Below are 16904 nucleotides of genomic sequence, written 5' to 3'. Positions count from 1 at the left end.
CATATGGTGAGGTTACCTCACGATGAGGGTAACTCGCCAGGGGGCTACGATATTCCCGTGAACCGCCGAACGTCCCCCAAGGAGCCCGCGAGCCCGGCTGAGCGAGCACCTGGTGGGCACGCGCACCCGCCCGCCCACAAGCACCCGGGCGGCCACACCCACGATGCCGAGCACGGGCACGGCGCCGGCCACGCGCACTCCCACGAGCCCGACACCTACGAGCTCATCGTCCGGGCCGCCCGCCAGGTCCGCCGCCGGTGGATGGAGACGCTCGAGCCGCACGGCCCCTCGCCCCACGAGTTCCGCGCGCTGAAGGCCGCGATCTCCGCCGACGGGGGCGCCCGCCTCGCCGACGTCGCTGCCCGGCTGCGCATCGCCCCGCGCTCGGCGACCGAGGTCGTCGACTCCCTCGAGGACAAGGGCCTCGTCCGCCGCACGCCGAGCCCGACCGACCGTCGCGCGATCCTCGTCGTGCCCACCGACGCCGGGCTGAGTCTCGCCGACGAGGTCGCCGCCGCACGTGCCACGCACGGCGCCGAGCTGCTCGCCCCCCTCGACGAGGCGGAGTCAGCCCAGCTGCACGCGCTGCTCGCCAAGGTCGTCGACGCGGCCGGCGCCTGAGCCGCACGCTCGACCAGTAGTGACCGGCGCCTGAGCCGCACTCTCGACCAGTAGTGACCGGCGCCTGAGCCGCACTCTCGACCAGTAGTGACCGGCGCCTGAGCCGCACTCTCGACAGATGGCGGCCGTCACGGCGGGTCACACCGGGGACCTCTGACCGGGGAGGGAGGCCCACCGGGACCCGGGCGCCGTGCACCGCCTCGTCGATAGGTTGCGGGCATGGACACCGACCTCGCACTCGCGGCCCTCGGGGCGCTGTCCACGTTCCTCGCCTGCACCCTGCTCCTGACGGCGATCCTCTCGATCGGGAAGGACCCGTCGCACGACGGGCTCGCACGGCTCGGCGTCCCCGGCTGGGCCAGTCGCCGGTCCGTCACCGAGCTCCGGGCCGCGGTGGCCGTGGCGCTCGCCGCGGGAATCCTCCTCTCGTCCGGCTGGGGTCTTGCCCTCGCCGGTGGGATCAGCACCGTCGTCTCCCTCGCCGCGCTGTGCGCCGTCGTTCGCGCGCGCCGCGCGCCCGAGCCGGGCGCCGCCTACCTTGTGGGCTGGAGGGACGACCGCCCGGCCGACCGGCGCCACATGCTCCTCGCGGTGGCCATGCTGATCTGCTCGGTCGCGACCGTCGCGGCGGGGCTCGGCGGATGGTCGTTCATCGCGAACTCCTCCGTGCGCTGGGGGTTCGTCATATTCCTCGTCGCCGGAGAGGTCGCCGTCCTCGTCCACCGGGGCCGCCTTCCCGCGATGGTCGCCGCGAGCGGCCGGACGTACCGGCGCTGGGAGAACCCCGTCGGCGCGCCCACCATCGACGGCCGGCCCGCCACGATCGACGGCAAGGAGATCGATCCGGGCGACCTCCTTCGCGGCCGCGACGTCCTCCTCGTCCAGGCGCCCCGCGACCCAGAGAACCAGAGCCACCTGAGCCGGATCCTCCCCCAGTGGCGCAGCCGGCTCCCCCACCTCGACATCCACGTCATCGACGAGAAGAAGCCCTCACGCCTCGGGCTGCCTCGCCGGGACCGCCCGTTCGCCGTCGTCCTCGGCACCGACGGCCGCACGGCCGGCGGACCGGTGCGCGGTCCGCGCGCCATCGCACAGCTCGCCGAGGACCTCGCAGCCGCCGCCCCCTCCCCGTACGCGCCCGCCCCGACGAACTAGGGTGCCCCCATGCCCGCGGCCGCCGTCGACCACCTCCTCGGGGCCGCGGTCGTCGCGCTCGCGGTCGTCCTGCTCGCGGCCGGCACGGGCAAGGTCGCCCGCCCTCCGGCGCCCGCCCAGCTGGCGGCCCTCGGGCTGCCCCGCTGGGCCCACCGCCCGGCGACGATCCGGCTGCACGCCGTCGCCGAGATCGTCGTCGGCCTCGCCCTCGTCACCGTGCCCGGCCCGTGGCTGGTCGCCCCGGCGCTCGCCGCCGCGGTGCTCACCGCCACCTATCTCGTCGTCTCGTGGCGCGCCTGGCGCTCCCCGGAGCCGCTCGGCTGCCACTGCTTCGGCTGGGACGACGACCGCGTCGTCGGACCGGCGCACCTCGCGCTCAACGTCGCGCTCGTCGTCGCAGCGGTGGTCGCCGTCGTCGCGGGGGTCCGCGGCTGGTGGGCCATCGACGACCTCCCGCCGATCGTCCTGGGCATCGCCGGCGCCGTCGCCCTCGTGGCCCACCTGTGGGGTCTGTCCGGCAACGGCGGGGACACCGACCGCGGCGGGCGCCCCTACCTGCGCCGCCCGATCCCGAAGGGGCAGGTCGTCGTCGACGGCCGCGCCGTCGAGCTGACCGATCTCGCGCGCGAGCGCGCCCAGCTCCTCGTGCGGATGCCGCTGATCGGCCGGGAGCGCGAGTACCTGCTCGCCGCCCTGCCCGAGTGGCGCCGTCGGCTGCCCCACGTCGACGTCCGCGTCACCGAGGGTGACGCCCGCGGCGGGTACCGCCGACTCGGGATCCTCGGCGCGCCGTCGGCGGTGGTCCTCGGCGCCGACGGGCTGCTCGCGGGAGGACCGGTCTCCGGCGGGGATCGGATCCGGGAGCTGGTCGAGGAGCTCGCGGGTATCGCGCCCACCACCTCCTGACCCACCCGGGCACGGCCCACCGCGTGGAACAATCGACCACCATGAGCACTGCGTCCGCCACCCCGCCGCCTGCCCGCCTTCCCGCACCCGTGGCGCCGGACAAGGTACGGACGGACGGCCTGGAGGAGCGGCACGACGCCCGGTGGAGCGAGCTGGGCACCTACCACTTCGACCGCACCGCCGAGCGCGCGAACGTGTTCTCGATCGACACCCCGCCGCCCACGGCCTCGGGGTCCCTGCACGTCGGCCACGTCTTCAGCTACACGCAGACGGACGTGCTCGCGCGCTACCAGCGCATGACCGGCAGGTCGGTCTTCTACCCGATGGGCTGGGACGACAACGGGCTGCCGACCGAGCGGCGCGTGCAGAACTACTACGGCGTGCGCTGCGACCCGTCGCTGCCCTACGTCGAGGACTTCGTCCCCCCGCACGAGGGCACCGACGGGAAGTCGATCAAGGCGGCCGACCAGGTGCCGGTGAGCCGGAAGAACTTCGTCGAGCTGTGCCTGCGCCTGGCCTCGCAGGACGAGGAGGCGTTCGAGCAGGTCTTCCGCCGCCTCGGCCTGTCCGTGGACTGGCGCCAGACGTACCAGACCATCGGGGCCGACGCCCAGCGCGCCTCCCAGACGGCGTTCCTGCGCAACCTCGCCCGCGGCGAGGCCTACCAGTCCGAGGCGCCGGGCCTGTGGGACGTCACGTTCCAGACCGCCGTGGCCCAGGCCGAGCTCGAGGCCCGCGACTATCCCGGGCACTACCACAAGCTGGCCTTCCACACCGACGAGGGTGCCGACGTCGTCATCGAGACCACGCGCCCCGAGCTGCTGCCGGCCTGCGTCGCCCTCGTCGCGCACCCCGACGACGAGCGCTACCGCTTCCTGTTCGGCCGGACCGTGCGCACCCCGCTCTTCGACGTCGAGGTCCCCGTCCTCGCCCACCCGACCGCCGAGGCGGACAAGGGCACGGGCATCGCGATGGTCTGCACCTTCGGCGACCTCACCGACGTCATCTGGTGGCGCGAGCTCGACCTCGCCACACGCGCCGTGGTGGGACGGGACGGCCGGCTGCTGCGCGCCACCCCCGAGTGGCTGTCCGGGTCGGGCGCCGAGCTCTACGCCGAGCAGCTCGCCGGGAAGACCACCTTCTCCGCACGCGAGGCCGTGGCCACCGCCGCGAAGGAGTCGGGCGAGCTCCTCGGCGACCCCACACCGACGCAGCGCAAGGCGAACTTCTACGAGCGCGGCGACAAGCCGCTCGAGATCGTCACCTCCCGCCAGTGGTACATCCGCAACGGCGGGCGCGCGCACGAGGACACCAACGGGGTGGACCTGCGGACGAACCTCCTCGACCGGGGTCGCGAGCTCAGCTTCCACCCGGGATTCATGCACTCGCGGTACGAGAACTGGGTCGACGGGCTCAACTCCGACTGGCTCGTGAGCCGCCAGCGCTTCTTCGGCGTGCCGATCCCGCTGTGGTACCCGCTCGACGATCACGGCGACGTGCGCCACGAGTCCCCGATCGTGCCCGACGAGGCGTCACTGCCGGTGGACCCGACCTCCGACACAGCCCCCGGCTACGAGGAGTCGCAGCGCGGCGTGCCGGGCGGGTTCGTCGGCGAGCCGGACATCCTCGACACCTGGGCGACCTCCTCGCTCACCCCGCAGATCGCCGCCGGTTGGCTCCGTGACCAGGACCTGTTCGAGCGCGTGTACCCGATGGACCTGCGCCCCCAGGGCCACGACATCATCCGGACCTGGCTGTTCTCGTCGGTCGTGCGCGCGCACCTCGAGTTCGGCGGGCTGCCGTGGACCGACGCCGCGATCTCGGGCTGGATCCTCGACCCGGACCGCAAGAAGATGAGCAAGTCCAAGGGCAACGTCGTCACGCCGATGGGGCTGCTCGAGGAGCACGGCTCCGACGCGGTGCGCTACTGGGCGACCTCCGCGAAGCTCGGCGTCGACACGGCGTTCGAGGTCTCCCAGATGAAGATCGGCCGCCGCCTGGCGATCAAGGTCCTCAACGCCTCGAAGTTCGCCCTGACCATGGGCGGGGACGCGGACCTCGAGCTCGACCCGGCGCTCGTCACCCACGACGTCGACCAGGCGATGCTCGCCGGCCTCGCCGACGTCGTGGCCGCGGCGACCACCGCGCTGGACGCCTACGACTACGCCAAGGCGCTCGAGCACACCGAGTCGTCCTTCTGGACGTTCTGCGACGACTACCTCGAGCTCGTCAAGGAGCGCGCCTACGACCGCGAGGGCACCGCCGAGCCGGGTGCCAAGGAGTCTGCCCGCGCGGCGCTCGCGCTCGCCGTCGACACGTACGTTCGCCTCCTCGCCCCCTTCCTGCCCTTCGCGACCGACGAGGTGTGGACCTGGTACCGCGACGGGTCCGTGCACGGGGCCGACTGGCCCACCGGCGACGCGCTGCGGGCCGCCGCAGGTGACGCGGACGCGGGGCTCGTCGCCGCCGCGGGGCGCGCGCTGGCCGCGCTTCGCAAGGTGAAGTCGGAGGCCAAGGTCTCCCAGAAGGTGCCGTTCGCCGCGGTCACCCTCGCGGTGCCGACCGCGGACGCGGACTTCGTCCGGTCCGTCGCGGGCGACCTGCGCGACGCCGCCAAGGTGCGCGGCGAACTGACGATCACCGACGGCGCCGACACCACGGCCGTCACCGACCACTCCCTCGAACCTGCGGCCTGAGCACGTACCCTCGGCCGAGGCGGGACGGCTCGCACCGCCTCGGCCACCGTCGGCCCCTGCCCCCACTGCGACCACGGAGGACGCGATGACCCTGACCATGTCCAGCACGGAGGCTCGCGGCCAGTTCGACGCGTCGACGACGATCCCGCACCTGCTCGAGGCGCGGCTCGCGGCCAACGGCTCCGCCACGCTGTTCGAGGTTGCCGGAGCCGACGGGAGCTGGGACCCGGTGACGGTCGCCGAGTTCCACGGGCAGGTCCTCGAGGTGGCGAAGGGGCTCGTCGCCTCGGGTGTCGAGCTCGGCGACCGACTCGCCATCATGTCCCCCACCCGGTACGAGTGGACGCTGCTGGACTTCGCGGCCTGGACCGCGGGCGCCGTTCCCGTGCCGATCTACGAGACGTCCTCGGCGGAGCAGTGCGAGTGGATCCTCACCGATGCCGGCGTGAGCATGGCGTTCGTCGACGACGCCGAGCGCGGCGCCGTCCTCGCCGAGGGCGCCGAGAGCGCGACCGCGCTGCGCGAGACGCTTGTCCTCGCCGACGGTGCGATCGACGAGCTCGTCCGCCGCGGCGCCGACGTCCCCGACGAGGAGGTGTCTGCCCGCACGGCGGCACGCACGGGTGCGGACCTCGCCACGATCATCTACACCTCCGGCACCACGGGGCGCCCCAAGGGCGTCGAGCTGACCCACGGCAACTTCGTCGCGCTGGTGTCCAACGGCGTGGCGGACCCCAACCTCCGGCACGTGGTGGCGGGCGACGACGCGCGCACCCTCCTGTTCATCCCCCTCGCGCACGTGTTCGGCCGGTTCGTCTCGATCCTGTGCGTGCACTCCGGGGCGGTGCTCGGCCACAGCCCGGACATCAAGCAGCTCGTACCCAACCTGCAGAGCTTCTCCCCCACCTTCCTCCTCGCCGTCCCGCGCGTGTTCGAGAAGGTCTACAACTCCGCCGACGCCAAGGCGTCCGCCTCCACCGTGAGGCGCCGGATCTTCCGGTGGGCCGCGAAGGTCGCCGAGCGGGCGTCGCGCGCGGAGGAGTCGGGCCAGGGTCTCGGGCGGGTGCTCACCGCCCAGCGCAAGGTCGCCGACCGGCTCGTGTTCTCCACGCTGCGCGAGGTCATGGGCGGCCGGCTGGAGTACGCGGTCTCGGGCGGCGGGCCGCTCGGCACACGGCTCGGCCACTTCTACCGCGGCATGGGACTCGTCGTCCTCGAGGGCTACGGCCTGACCGAGACGGGCGCACCCACCTCGGTCAACCTGCCCGGACGCATCAAGATCGGGACCGTGGGCCCCGCCTACCCCGGCACGTCGGTGCGGATCTCGGAGACGAACGAGATCGAGATCAGCGGCCCGCACGTGTTCCGCGGGTACCACGAGAACGAGGAGGCCACCCGGGAGGCCTTCACCGAGGACGGCTGGTTCCGCACGGGAGACCTCGGCGCCATCGACGACGACGGATACCTCTCGATCACCGGCCGCGCCAAGGAGATCATCGTGACTGCCGGCGGCAAGAACGTGGCCCCCGCCGTGCTCGAGGACCGGCTGCGCGGCCACCCGATCGTCTCGCAGGTGGTCGTCGTCGGTGAGGGGCGGCCGTTCATCGGCGCACTCGTCACCCTCGACGCCGAGATGCTCCCGCAGTGGTTGACCAACCACGACCTTCCGGAGATGACCGTGGCCGAGGCCGCGAAGCACCCAGACGTGGTCGCTGCCATCGACCGCGCCGTCGAGCGGACGAACCGGGCCGTGAGCCGGGCCGAGTCGATCCGCAAGGTGACGATCCTCGACACCGACTTCACGCTCGAGAACGACCTGCTCACGCCGTCGTCGAAGGTCAAGCGCGCGCCCGTGCACGAGAAGTTCGCCGACGAGATCGAGAAGATCTACGCCAAGTAGTGGGGCGGCGGGGGCGTGCTTCGCGGCGCGCCCCTGCCGTCAGCTCCCCAGGGGTGTCGGTGCGGTCCGAACTCGGCGCGGATCGCGGCGACCTCGTCCGTGTTCCACCAGGGGCCCCAGCTCTCGAGCTGCGTCCCGTCCGGGAGGTACCACAGGCCCTTCTCGTCGGCGAGGAGGTCGCTGCCCGAACGGATCGGGTATCTCCTCGTGAGCATCGACGTCGGTACGGGGCGCACCCGCACCTCGCCCGGGACGATGACGAGCGGCTTGGCGACCGCGTAGGCGGTACCGAGGACGGCGACACCGAGCCCGATCGCCCACACCAGCTTCTCGCCGAGCACGAGCCCGACGACGACGGTCACGATCCCGACGACGACGGTCACGATCCCGACGGCGGCGACGATCCGCGTGACGACGCGGTGGTACGTCAACGCCAGCATGCGCACCATCGTAGGGACGCTCCTCGGCCCGCCACGGCCGTACGCCGGGTGACCGCGCCCCTGCGGGCCGAGGCGACGCGGTCAGTCCGCGCCGGCTCAACCCTGCTGCGGCGGACCCGGCTGCCAGTAGCCGCCCTGCTCGCCGGCCTGCGGCTGCTGGGGCGCGCCGCCCTGCTGCGGCTGCTGCGGTGCGCCCTGCGGGGGCATGCCGCCCTGCTGCGGCTGGCCGTACGGCTGCTGGCCCGGCACGCCGTACGCCTGCTGCGGTGCACCCTGGGGCTGGCCGTAGGCCTGCTGCGGGGCACCCTGCGGGGGCATGCCCTGCTGCGGCTGTCCGTAGCCCTGCTGCGGGCCTCCCTGAGCGCCCTGACCGTACTGCTGCTGCGCCTGAGCTCCCTGCAGGGGCATCCCCGGCTGGCCGCCGCCGTACCGCGCGCGGATCGCGGCGACGTCCTCCTTGTTCGACATGAAGCCGATGGATGCCACCTTCTTGCCGGTCGGCACGTGCACGAGGTACTTCTCCTCGGCGCGCAGGTCGGCCGGGCCCCGCAGCGGGAACCGCTTGGTCACGATGCCAATGGGGCTCCTCTGTTGGGCCTCGTGCGGCTCGATGCGCGCCATCGGGTTGATGAGCATGAAGATCCCGAGGATCGGCATGACGATGCCGGGGAACAGCGAGATCCACCGTTCGCCGAGCACGCCGGTGAGGATGAGCAGCGCACCGATCACGATGAAGGCGATCGGGAAACCCTTGCCGTAGCGGAGGTTGAGAGCGTCCATACGGACGATCGTAGGCGCGTTCGCGGCCCGGCCCCGTCGCGACTCGGCGTGACGGACCGGGTCAGGGTCGCCCGTGCTCGTCCGCGATGCTCTCGTGGTGCTGGATCACCTCGGCGATGATGAAGTCGAGGAACTTCTGGGCGAACACCGGGTCGAGCCCGGCCTCCTCGGCCTTCGCGCGCAGGCGGGCCACCTGGCGCTCCTCACGTCCGGGGTCCGAGGGCGGGAGCCCCTGCTCCGCCTTGAGCCGCCCGACGGCCTGCGTGCAGCGGAACCGCTCGGCCAGCAGGTGGATGAGGGCGGCGTCGATGTTGTCGATCGTCGCGCGGGCTGAGCGCAGCCCTTCGGGCAGGTCGTCCGGCTCGGGGGTGCGCTCGTCGCTCATGCCCGTCACGGTAGACCGACAACCCTCGAGCGCGCAGACGGTGCCCGGGCCCCGGACCTCGAGCACCGGACCGTCGCCGAGACCTACATCGCGGCGGCCGCCCCTCGAGCGTGCAGCGCAGCGTCGGGCGGTCGACCCCGTCGTCGAGCGCCACCGCGACCTCTCCGTCCCGCAGGAGCGCGAGCAGGAGGTGCCGGTCGGTGATCTCCTTGTCACCGAGGCGCACCGCCTCACGGAGTGCCGCCCGGAGCGCGTCCTTCGCGGCCGGCGCGAACGGCATGTGCCCGCGTCGCCTGACACGGATCCGGGCGACGTGGTCGGCACGGTCGAGCGAGCCGTCCCCGAAGACCTCGTCAGTCGCCCCGCGCACCGCGTCCAGGTCGATGCCCACCGAGGCGAGCGCCTCGGGGTCCACGCCGGGCGGCCGACCGATCAGCGCGGACCTGCACGCCGCGACGTCGACGCCGAGACCGGACAACGCGCGGGCGGCGTCGCCGTCGGCCTCCAGCACGCCGACGGCGACGTGCCTGGTCTCGATGCGCTCCGCACCGGTCTCCCGCGCCACCTCCTGCGCGCGCGTCACGGCGGCCTTGGTGTCCGTGGTCAATCGTTCGAACATGTCCGGTCCTCCTCAGCGTCCGCGGCCGTGCTTCTTGTGGGCGGCCTGGCGGCTCACACCGAGCTCGTCGGCGATCTCCTGCCACGACCACCCGAGATCCCGTGCGCGATCCACCTGCAGGATCTCGAGCCGGTCCGCCAGCTCGCGCATGGCACGCACACCCCTCAGCCCCGTCCTTGGGTCCGGGTCCTGCGCCGCAACGGTCGTGTCGTGTCGACTCATGCTGTCAACTTACGTTGACAGCCGCCCCTCTGTCAACCGGGGTTGACAGAAACTGGCTGTCGCCGAAGTCGGCGGCGAGGTGCACGCGAGCATTCACGCGTGCCGACGCAGCGTCCCGGGTCTGGTCCAGATCGGCGTCCGCCGCCTCGATCGGCGTCTCCTCAAGTACGCCGAGGCCGCTGGACCTGGGCGCCGTCAAGGGACGCGAAGCTCGACGAGGGGTTCGCGTCTCGAGGCGACGATTGCTGGTGCAATCGCTCCGACGACGCACACAGCGATCGCGAGCACCATGAGGGCGACGACGAACGAGAGTCCCGGCGCGGGATCGCCGAGTGCCCGTGTCACGCCCAGCCCGGTCGTGGCTCCGAGCAGGGCTCCGACACCGGCGCACAGCATCGTCCTGAGCAGGAGCAGGCCTACGATGAGCCGCCGGGACGCACCGAGCGCGCGGCGCCGACCGAAGTCCTTCCGCCGGATCATTACGACCCCGTACTGCAACCCTGCGACGAGGACGCCGAGCGCGAGGAGGATTCCCAGCACGAGGCTTCGGCCGAAGCCGCCGAGCTGTCCGCCGATGACAGCCTGTACCTGCGCGAACGCCTCGGACGTCGTGACGTTGACAGATCCGGGCTGCTGCGTCATCAGGGCTGCCTGCACGACCGGGACGAGCTGGTCGACGGCGTCGACGGCGTCGGCGATCACCACGACGATGGCGAGTGGGCCAGGCTCATCGGTCACGACATAGGCCGTCGAGCCCAGAGCGTCGAGGAACTCGGGGCGATCGACGGTGCCGACCACGGCCGCGATGGTCCCGTTCGCGGTCGTGACCGGGCCGACGCCGTCGGCCAGGCCCAGTGTCTGGGCGCCCCGGCCGGTGAGCAGGATCGATCCGGGCACCGCGTCGGCGCGATGGCCGAGGATGTCCGAGAGATCTGAGGCATGCACCGTCCGCGAGGCGACGGCGGGACCGCCAGTGATGGTCGCGCTACGGACGTCCTGGGCCGGACCGAAGCCCACCACCTGCTCGACGGTTCCGATTGCCGCGATCCGCTCGACCGCGTCTGAGGTCACGGCGGCTTCGGGCTCGGCCCGCACCACGATCGTCCGGGTGCCCGCGGCATCGATGGTCGCGAGAACCTGCTGCTCCACGCCGACCGTCCGTCCAGACGTCATGAGCACGGAGAGGCACAGTCCGGCCACGAGGACCACCGTCAATATGCTGCCGATCCGTTCGGCTCGCGCCCAGGCCCACGCCTCGCGGAGCAGCACGATCGCCCGCACGGTCACAGCGCGTGCTCCCGGTCGCAGTGCTCCCGTGCTCGGTCGTCGTGCGTCGAGACGACGACGGCCGCCCCCCGTTCCGCCTGGGAGCGCAGCGTGCGCAGCACGGTGTCCGAGGACTCGTCGTCGAGGTTGCCGGTCGGTTCGTCCGCGAGCACGATCGACGGCCTGTGCAACAGTGCCCGAGCGAGCGCAATTCGCTGCGCCTGTCCGCCGGAGACCTGACCTGGCACGCGGTCCACCGGCACGTCGACGCCGAGCTCGTCGAGCAGGTCGCCGGCAGCATCGCGAACAGCACGCGGATCGTGCCCTCGGTAAAGGGCGGGCTCAACGACGTTGTCCAGGACGGTCCGCGTCGGGTCGAGCGCCGCGTCCTGGAAGACGAACCCGAATCGTTCGGCTCGCAGCCGGGCCCGGGCTGCGTCATTCAGGCCGCTGGCTACCTTGCCGTCGACGACGATCCGCCCCTCCGTCGGCGTCACCATCAACCCCAACATGTAGAGAAGGGTTGACTTGCCCGTCCCCGACCGACCGGTGAGCGCCACCATCGCACCGCCCGGCACCCGGAGATCGAGTCCGTCGAACAGGAGAGCGGATCGCGGGTAGGCAAAGCCGATGTCATCAGCCACCAGCATCATCCGGGGACCCGTACCTCGGCACCGGGCTCGATGCCGTCGACGACCGCGTAGCCGCTGCCCTGCGCGAGCACGTCGACCGGTACTTCGGTCCCACCCGCGTCGACGACGACGTAGGAACCGTCAGCCCGAGTGGCAAGCGCGGCCGCCGGCACCATCGGGCCGGGCGTCGACGGGACGAGCTCGACCGACGCGGGGTACGTGGTGAACCCCTCGACGGGAATCTCACCGCAGGTCGTCCCGCAAGCCGGCCCGCCGTCGGGAGCGGCCAGCACCGCGACAAGGCCGCCCGCCTCGTCCTCCGTCACCGCGTCGACGACCATGGACCACGAGCTCGGTCCGTCCACCACGACCGTCGAGCCGACGGACACGAGGTCGGCCTGGTTCCCCGCAATCGCGACCTCGATCCGCGGTGCGTCCTCGAACCGTTCGAGGACGGACTCACCTCCGGCAAGGCGCACTCCGACGTCGATGCCCTCGGCTGCGCGGACACGTGCCGGCAGGCCCGGGACGAACATGACAGACCCCTCCGCCACCTCGCCGGTCACGGTGGTGCCGAGCTCGCGCTGCCACGCGCGTACCGCTGCGGCGGTCGTGGGGCCGTAGGTGCCGTCCGGGTCGCCGGTCAGGTACCCGGCGCGGACCAGGAAGACCTGCAGCTGGCGTACGTCCTCCCCCGTGGCCCCGGCCGCCAACAGGCGGTATGCAGGCACCGCGCCGTCAAGGACGACCACGGGCCGCTCGTCGACCCGGATCACCACATCTCCGCTCTCGACGCGTGCCCCGGGGTCGGCCGCGACCGCCGTGACAGTTCCTGTGGCGGCGGGCGTGGCGAGTGGAGTGGTGGGCCACCAGGCGCTCGCCGTCAGCGACAGTGTGGAACCGACGTCGCCGTAAACGACCTCGACGACCGTGTGGTCCTCCACCTCTTCGTCGGAGCTGGCCGGTGCCACCACTTCCCGCAACGCCCAGCCGACGACGGCGCCAGCGGCCAGGCACAGCGTCGCGAGCAGGACGATGACAACCAGCCGCGGCCTACGACGGGCTTCCTCGCTCAGATCGACCACCCGTCCCCCTCTAGCGACGCCGGGCCGTCCCACCCGCGTTCACTCATGCATTCATCACACTCACCGATGCCAGAATTCAACAAGAGGGAGCGGATGCTGCCATCGCCGCGAAACTGCCGCCATCAGTAGAGCCACTGGTCCGGGTCGACCGGACACGCCTCTGCGGCTCGCATTGCCTCCCCCACGGAAAGCCCGGACACCGGCTCCCACGCCCGCGACTCGCCCATCCCGGACTCGACGAAGGTCTCGATCGACGGAGGTGGATCGGGCTGGAAGTCCGCATCAACCATGCACTCGTACCGTTCGACACGGATCGGATAGATCTCTCTGTAGCGTTCGGGCGAGTCGAGTACGGGTGCCGCCGCCAACGTCCCTGTGCATGCGAACGTGTCGTCCGAGAGTGCCGCGTCCGAGCGCCCGCGACCGGAATCCGTTGCCATAATTCGGCCATACTGGGGATCGATCTCCACGCGGGAGTCCCAGCCGCGGTCTGCCATGCATTCGACCAACTCACCGTAGTACTCGGCAACGGTGCCAGAGTATTCGGTGGCCACCTCGGTTCCGTTCCCTGATTCGTCCTGCTCAGACGCACACGCCGTGGCCCCGGCGAGTAGGAAAACGAGCGATGCCCCGAGCACGCCCCGAGTAGCTGGCCTGATCACGGTGGCGAGCAGTATCCGTAGGTGCCGGGCACGTCGAGAGAGTATTGCCCCGAAACGTACCAATAGCCTCCGGAACCAATGCCCTGGCGCGCCGAACTCCACCACTCGCTTGCAGGACGTCCGGAGCGGACAAAGTACGTTGTTGCGTTGCCCGGCGGGCGTACGTTTGCGTTGCCCCGCACCTCGTACCGCACGTACGCGTCCGGACGAGCCCCCGGGTTGCAGTGTGTAGTCCCGTCCTTTGCCACCGCAGCACTAGCAGGTGTCGCGACCGCGAATACTCCTCCCGCGCCAACTGCGGCGGCGATTGCGGCTCGAATGATGCTTCTTCGCCACTTGACCCTACCGTCGCTATGCGTTGAACAGTTCCTGTCGCCGTTGACATGCATCTGACAGTTCCCCCTTACTAGGCATCGTCGCTGTTGCCTACGACGGCAGCATAACAGCGACCAAGCCGGTCGGTCAACGGTGATATGGAACTGTGGGTCCGCCTCGTTGAATGTCCTGGTCCCGTCAACGAGGGCGGGCAGGAACTCTCAGGCGGAGCGCTGCTGGCGACGCCGCTTCGAGCGCAGCACGAGGGTCGGCGCCTGGCCGCTGCGGACGGACTCCCCGGTGAGGACGACCTTCTCGACATCCTCCCGTGAGGGGACGTCGAACATCGTCTCGCGCAGCGTGCTCTCCATGATCGCCCGCAGGCCGCGCGCGCCGGTCCCCCGCTCGAGCGCGAGCTCGGCAATGGCCTCGACCGCCTCGTCGGTGAGCTCGAGCTGGACGCCGTCGAGGTCGAAGATCCGCTGGTACTGCTTGACGAGCGCGTTCTTCGGCTCGGTCAGGATCGTCACGAGGTCGGACTGCGTGAGCGCGTTGACGGTCGCCGTCACGGGGAGGCGCCCGACGAGCTCCGGGATGAGCCCGAACTTGTGCAGGTCCTCGGGCGAGACCTTCGTCAGCAGGTCCGCCTCGGACTCGGTCCCCTTGAGCGCGGCGCCGAACCCGATGCCGTGCCGGCCCACGCGCGAGCTGACGATGTCCTCGAGCCCGGCGAACGCACCGGCGACGATGAACAGCACGTTGGTCGTGTCGATCTGGAGGAACTCCTGGTGCGGGTGCTTCCGCCCGCCCTGCGGCGGCACCGCCGCGGAGGTCCCCTCGATGATCTTCAGCAGCGCCTGCTGGACGCCCTCGCCCGAGACGTCGCGCGTGATCGACGGGTTCTCGGCCTTGCGGGCCACCTTGTCGATCTCGTCGATGTAGATGATGCCGCCCTCGGCCTTCTTCACGTCGAAGTCGGCGGCCTGAATGAGCTTGAGGAGGATGTTCTCCACGTCCTCGCCCACGTAGCCGGCCTCGGTCAGCGCGGTGGCGTCGGCGATCGCGAACGGGACGTCGAGCATCTTCGCGAGCGACTGGGCGAGGTACGTCTTGCCGGTCCCCGTGGGGCCGATCATGAGGATGTTGGACTTCTGGATCTCGACCGCGTCCGGGGCGGGCTTCTCGTCGAGCGAGCGGATCCGCTTGTAGTGGTTGTAGACCGCGACGGCCAGCCCGCGCTTCGCGTCCTCCTGACCCACCACGTACTCGCCGAGGAAGTCGAAGATCTCGCGCGGCTTGGGCAGGTTCTCGAGCGAGGACTCGCCGAGCTCGGCCAGCTCCTCGTCGATGATCTCGTTGCACAGCTCGACGCACTCGTCGCAGATGTAGACGCCCGGGCCGCCGATGAGCTTCTTGACCTGCTTCTGGCTCTTCCCGCAGAACGAACAGGTGAGGAGGTCCGCCGTGGCGGGTCCAGTTCGCACCATCGGGTCCTCCTGTCTCGTTCGCGGTCCGGGGCCGCTCGCCGCTGGGTACGGCTCTCGGCTCAACCTTCGCACACGCTCGGCCCGGGAGGCACCTGCGTTTGCCCGGCGCGCCTCGTCGCGCACGCCACCCGGGCCTGCGCTCCCTGGTGCCCGACGCCGGAGAGAGACCTCCGTACGGGCGCTCGCGACGGCGTCGGGCGGGCTTCCGTACACACGTGCCCGACGCCGAAGGGCAGCCTCCGTACGACCCCTCGCGACGGCGTCGGGCAGGGCTCCGTACGCACGACGGCGCCCCCGGACCGACTGGTCCGGGGGCGCCGCGCGGGACTACTTCTGGATGGTTACCGGCTCGGTGTTCTTGCGGGACTCGAGCACCTGGTCGACGATCCCGTACTCCAGCGCCTGCTGGGCGGTGAGGATCTTGTCGCGCTCGATGTCGCGCGAGATGGTCTCGATGTCCTGCGAGGTGTGGTGCGCGAGCGTCTGCTCGAGCCACTGGCGCATGCGCTGGACCTCGTTGGCGTGGATCTCGATGTCCGAGGCCTGCGCGTAGCCGCCGCCCTCGAGCGCGGGCTGGTGGATCATCACGCGGGCGTTCGGCAGTGCGAGACGACGCCCGGGCGAGCCCGCGGCGAGCAGCACGGCGGCAGCCGAGGCGGCCTGACCGAGGCAGACCGTCTGGATCTCCGGCTTGATGTACTGCATCGTGTCGTAGATCGCCGTCAGCGCCGTGAACGAGCCGCCGGGGCTGTTGATGTACATGGTGATGACGCCGTCCGGGTCCTGTGACTCGAGGACGAGGAGCTGAGCCATGACGTCGTCCGCGGAGGCGTCGTCCACCTGCACGCCGAGGAAGATGATGCGGTCCTCGAAGAGCTTGGCGTACGGGTCCTGCCGCTTGTAGCCGTAGGCGGTGCGCTCCTCGAACGACGGGAGGATGTAGCGCGAGGACGGGCCCTGGGGGGCGGTCCCGCCGGGCATCTGCGTGGTGGAGCCGTTCGGGGCGAAGCCGGCGCGGCCCATGATGGGGAGGTTCATTCGGACTCCTTTAGGTGGTCGCGGGGCTCAGGACTTGTCGGACGAGTCGCCGTCGGACCCGGTGCCGCCGGCGCCGGTGACGGACGCGGCGCTGTCGACCACGTGGTCGATGAAGCCGTACTCGAGCGCCTCGGCGGCGGTGAACCAGCGGTCGCGGTCCGCGTCGGAGTTGATGCGCTCGAGCGGCTGGCCGGTCTGCTCGGCCGTCAGCTCGGCGAGCACCTTCTTCATGTGGAGGATGAGCTCGGCGTTGATCTTGATCTCGGTGGCCGTGCCGCCGATGCCGCCCGAGGGCTGGTGCATCATCACGCGGGCGTGGGGCGTGGCGTAGCGCTTGCCCTTGGTGCCCGAGGTGAGCAGGAACTGGCCCATCGAGGCCGCGAGGCCCATGCCGACCGTGGCGACGTCCGGCTTGACGTACTGCATCGTGTCGTAGATGGCCATGCCCGCGGTGATCGAGCCGCCAGGGCTGTTGATGTAGAGGAAGATGTCCTCGTCCGGGTCCTCGGCGGCGAGGAGGAGCATCTGCGCGCAGATGGCGTTCGCGTTCTCGTCGCGCACCTCCGAGCCGAGCCAGATGATGCGCTCCTTGAGCAGCCGGTTGTAGATGCTGTCGTTCAGGCCGAGACCGCTGGCCTCGGTGCGCGCGATCGGTTCGCTCACGTGCAGCTCCTTGATCGAAGGTGGGGGCGGCG

Annotated in this window: 17 protein-coding genes; 5 read left to right on the top strand and 12 right to left on the bottom strand. The window is 71.2% G+C overall.

From position 1 onward, the window contains the following. Nucleotides 1–57 precede the first annotated feature (57 nt). The 5 genes from AC24FB_RS12865 to AC24FB_RS12845 all read left to right on the top strand — a co-directional run bounded on the left by AC24FB_RS12865 (nt 58) and on the right by AC24FB_RS12845 (nt 7278). Nucleotides 58–621 carry a MarR family winged helix-turn-helix transcriptional regulator gene (locus AC24FB_RS12865; protein WP_425714875.1) on the top strand — a complete coding sequence of 188 codons (564 nt, stop codon included), beginning with the start codon at nt 58–60 and terminating at the stop codon, nt 619–621. Nucleotides 622–840: 219 nt separating this feature from the next. Continuing rightward, nucleotides 841–1776 (top strand): hypothetical protein, encoded by a 936-nt coding sequence (locus tag AC24FB_RS12860; protein WP_425714876.1) that lies wholly within the window; start codon nt 841–843, stop codon nt 1774–1776. Nucleotides 1777–1785: 9 nt separating this feature from the next. Beyond that, nucleotides 1786–2682 (top strand): MauE/DoxX family redox-associated membrane protein, encoded by an 897-nt coding sequence (locus AC24FB_RS12855; RefSeq protein ID WP_425714877.1) that lies wholly within the window; start codon nt 1786–1788, stop codon nt 2680–2682. Between the two features lie 41 nt (nt 2683–2723). Then, the gene (gene valS, locus AC24FB_RS12850) at nt 2724–5378 is read left to right on the top strand and encodes a valine--tRNA ligase (protein ID WP_425714878.1); all 2655 of its coding nucleotides are present in this window, start codon (nt 2724–2726) and stop codon (nt 5376–5378) included. A gap of 85 nt (nt 5379–5463) precedes the next feature. Then, the gene (locus AC24FB_RS12845) at nt 5464–7278 is read left to right on the top strand and encodes an AMP-dependent synthetase/ligase (RefSeq protein ID WP_425714879.1); all 1815 of its coding nucleotides are present in this window, start codon (nt 5464–5466) and stop codon (nt 7276–7278) included. Here the strand turns inward: AC24FB_RS12845 and AC24FB_RS12840 are convergent. The 12 genes from AC24FB_RS12840 to AC24FB_RS12785 form a co-directional block, all read right to left on the bottom strand. Next, nucleotides 7266–7718, bottom strand: coding sequence for a hypothetical protein (locus AC24FB_RS12840; RefSeq protein WP_425714880.1), 453 nt, complete (start codon nt 7716–7718; stop codon nt 7266–7268). The genes AC24FB_RS12845 and AC24FB_RS12840 overlap by 13 nt on opposite strands. Nucleotides 7719–7814: 96 nt before the next feature. Then, nucleotides 7815–8498, bottom strand: a complete 684-nt coding sequence (locus AC24FB_RS12835) for a hypothetical protein (RefSeq protein ID WP_425714881.1) — start codon at nt 8496–8498, stop codon at nt 7815–7817. 61 nt (nt 8499–8559) lie between these two features. After that, nucleotides 8560–8808 carry a chorismate mutase gene (locus AC24FB_RS12830; RefSeq protein WP_487561482.1) on the bottom strand — a complete coding sequence of 83 codons (249 nt, stop codon included), beginning with the start codon at nt 8806–8808 and terminating at the stop codon, nt 8560–8562. Continuing rightward, nucleotides 8702–9502, bottom strand: coding sequence for a Clp protease N-terminal domain-containing protein (locus tag AC24FB_RS12825; RefSeq protein ID WP_487560227.1), 801 nt, complete (start codon nt 9500–9502; stop codon nt 8702–8704). The genes AC24FB_RS12830 and AC24FB_RS12825 overlap by 107 nt, the downstream gene beginning before the upstream one ends. A gap of 12 nt (nt 9503–9514) precedes the next feature. After that, nucleotides 9515–9724: an RNA polymerase subunit sigma-70 gene (locus tag AC24FB_RS12820; RefSeq protein ID WP_425714883.1), complete on the bottom strand. Its 210-nt coding sequence runs from the start codon at nt 9722–9724 to the stop codon at nt 9515–9517. Nucleotides 9725–9919: 195 nt separating this feature from the next. After that, nucleotides 9920–11011 carry an ABC transporter permease gene (locus AC24FB_RS12815; protein ID WP_425714884.1) on the bottom strand — a complete coding sequence of 364 codons (1092 nt, stop codon included), beginning with the start codon at nt 11009–11011 and terminating at the stop codon, nt 9920–9922. Then, entirely contained in the window at nt 11008–11643 is a 636-nt protein-coding gene (locus AC24FB_RS12810; RefSeq protein WP_425714885.1) for an ABC transporter ATP-binding protein, read from the bottom strand. The genes AC24FB_RS12815 and AC24FB_RS12810 overlap by 4 nt, the downstream gene beginning before the upstream one ends. Then, entirely contained in the window at nt 11640–12707 is a 1068-nt protein-coding gene (locus AC24FB_RS12805) for a peptidoglycan-binding protein (protein ID WP_425714886.1), read from the bottom strand. Before AC24FB_RS12805 ends, AC24FB_RS12810 begins: the two co-directional genes overlap by 4 nt. Before the next feature lie 122 nt (nt 12708–12829). Further along, a complete protein-coding gene (locus AC24FB_RS12800; protein WP_425714887.1) occupies nt 12830–13261 on the bottom strand; it encodes a hypothetical protein in 432 nt (143 codons plus the stop codon). Nucleotides 13262–13905: 644 nt separating this feature from the next. After that, the gene (gene clpX, locus AC24FB_RS12795; RefSeq protein WP_425714888.1) at nt 13906–15171 is read right to left on the bottom strand and encodes an ATP-dependent Clp protease ATP-binding subunit ClpX; all 1266 of its coding nucleotides are present in this window, start codon (nt 15169–15171) and stop codon (nt 13906–13908) included. A 327-nt stretch (nt 15172–15498) separates the two neighbouring features. After that, nucleotides 15499–16152: an ATP-dependent Clp protease proteolytic subunit gene (locus tag AC24FB_RS12790; protein WP_463653552.1), complete on the bottom strand. Its 654-nt coding sequence runs from the start codon at nt 16150–16152 to the stop codon at nt 15499–15501. A gap of 84 nt (nt 16153–16236) precedes the next feature. Beyond that, nucleotides 16237–16872, bottom strand: coding sequence for an ATP-dependent Clp protease proteolytic subunit (locus AC24FB_RS12785; RefSeq protein ID WP_425714890.1), 636 nt, complete (start codon nt 16870–16872; stop codon nt 16237–16239). Between the last annotated feature and the right edge of the window lie 32 nt (nt 16873–16904).

This window comes from Georgenia sp. Z1344 (assembly GCF_057652375.1).
This window is presented reverse-complemented; position numbering and strand designations above follow the sequence as displayed.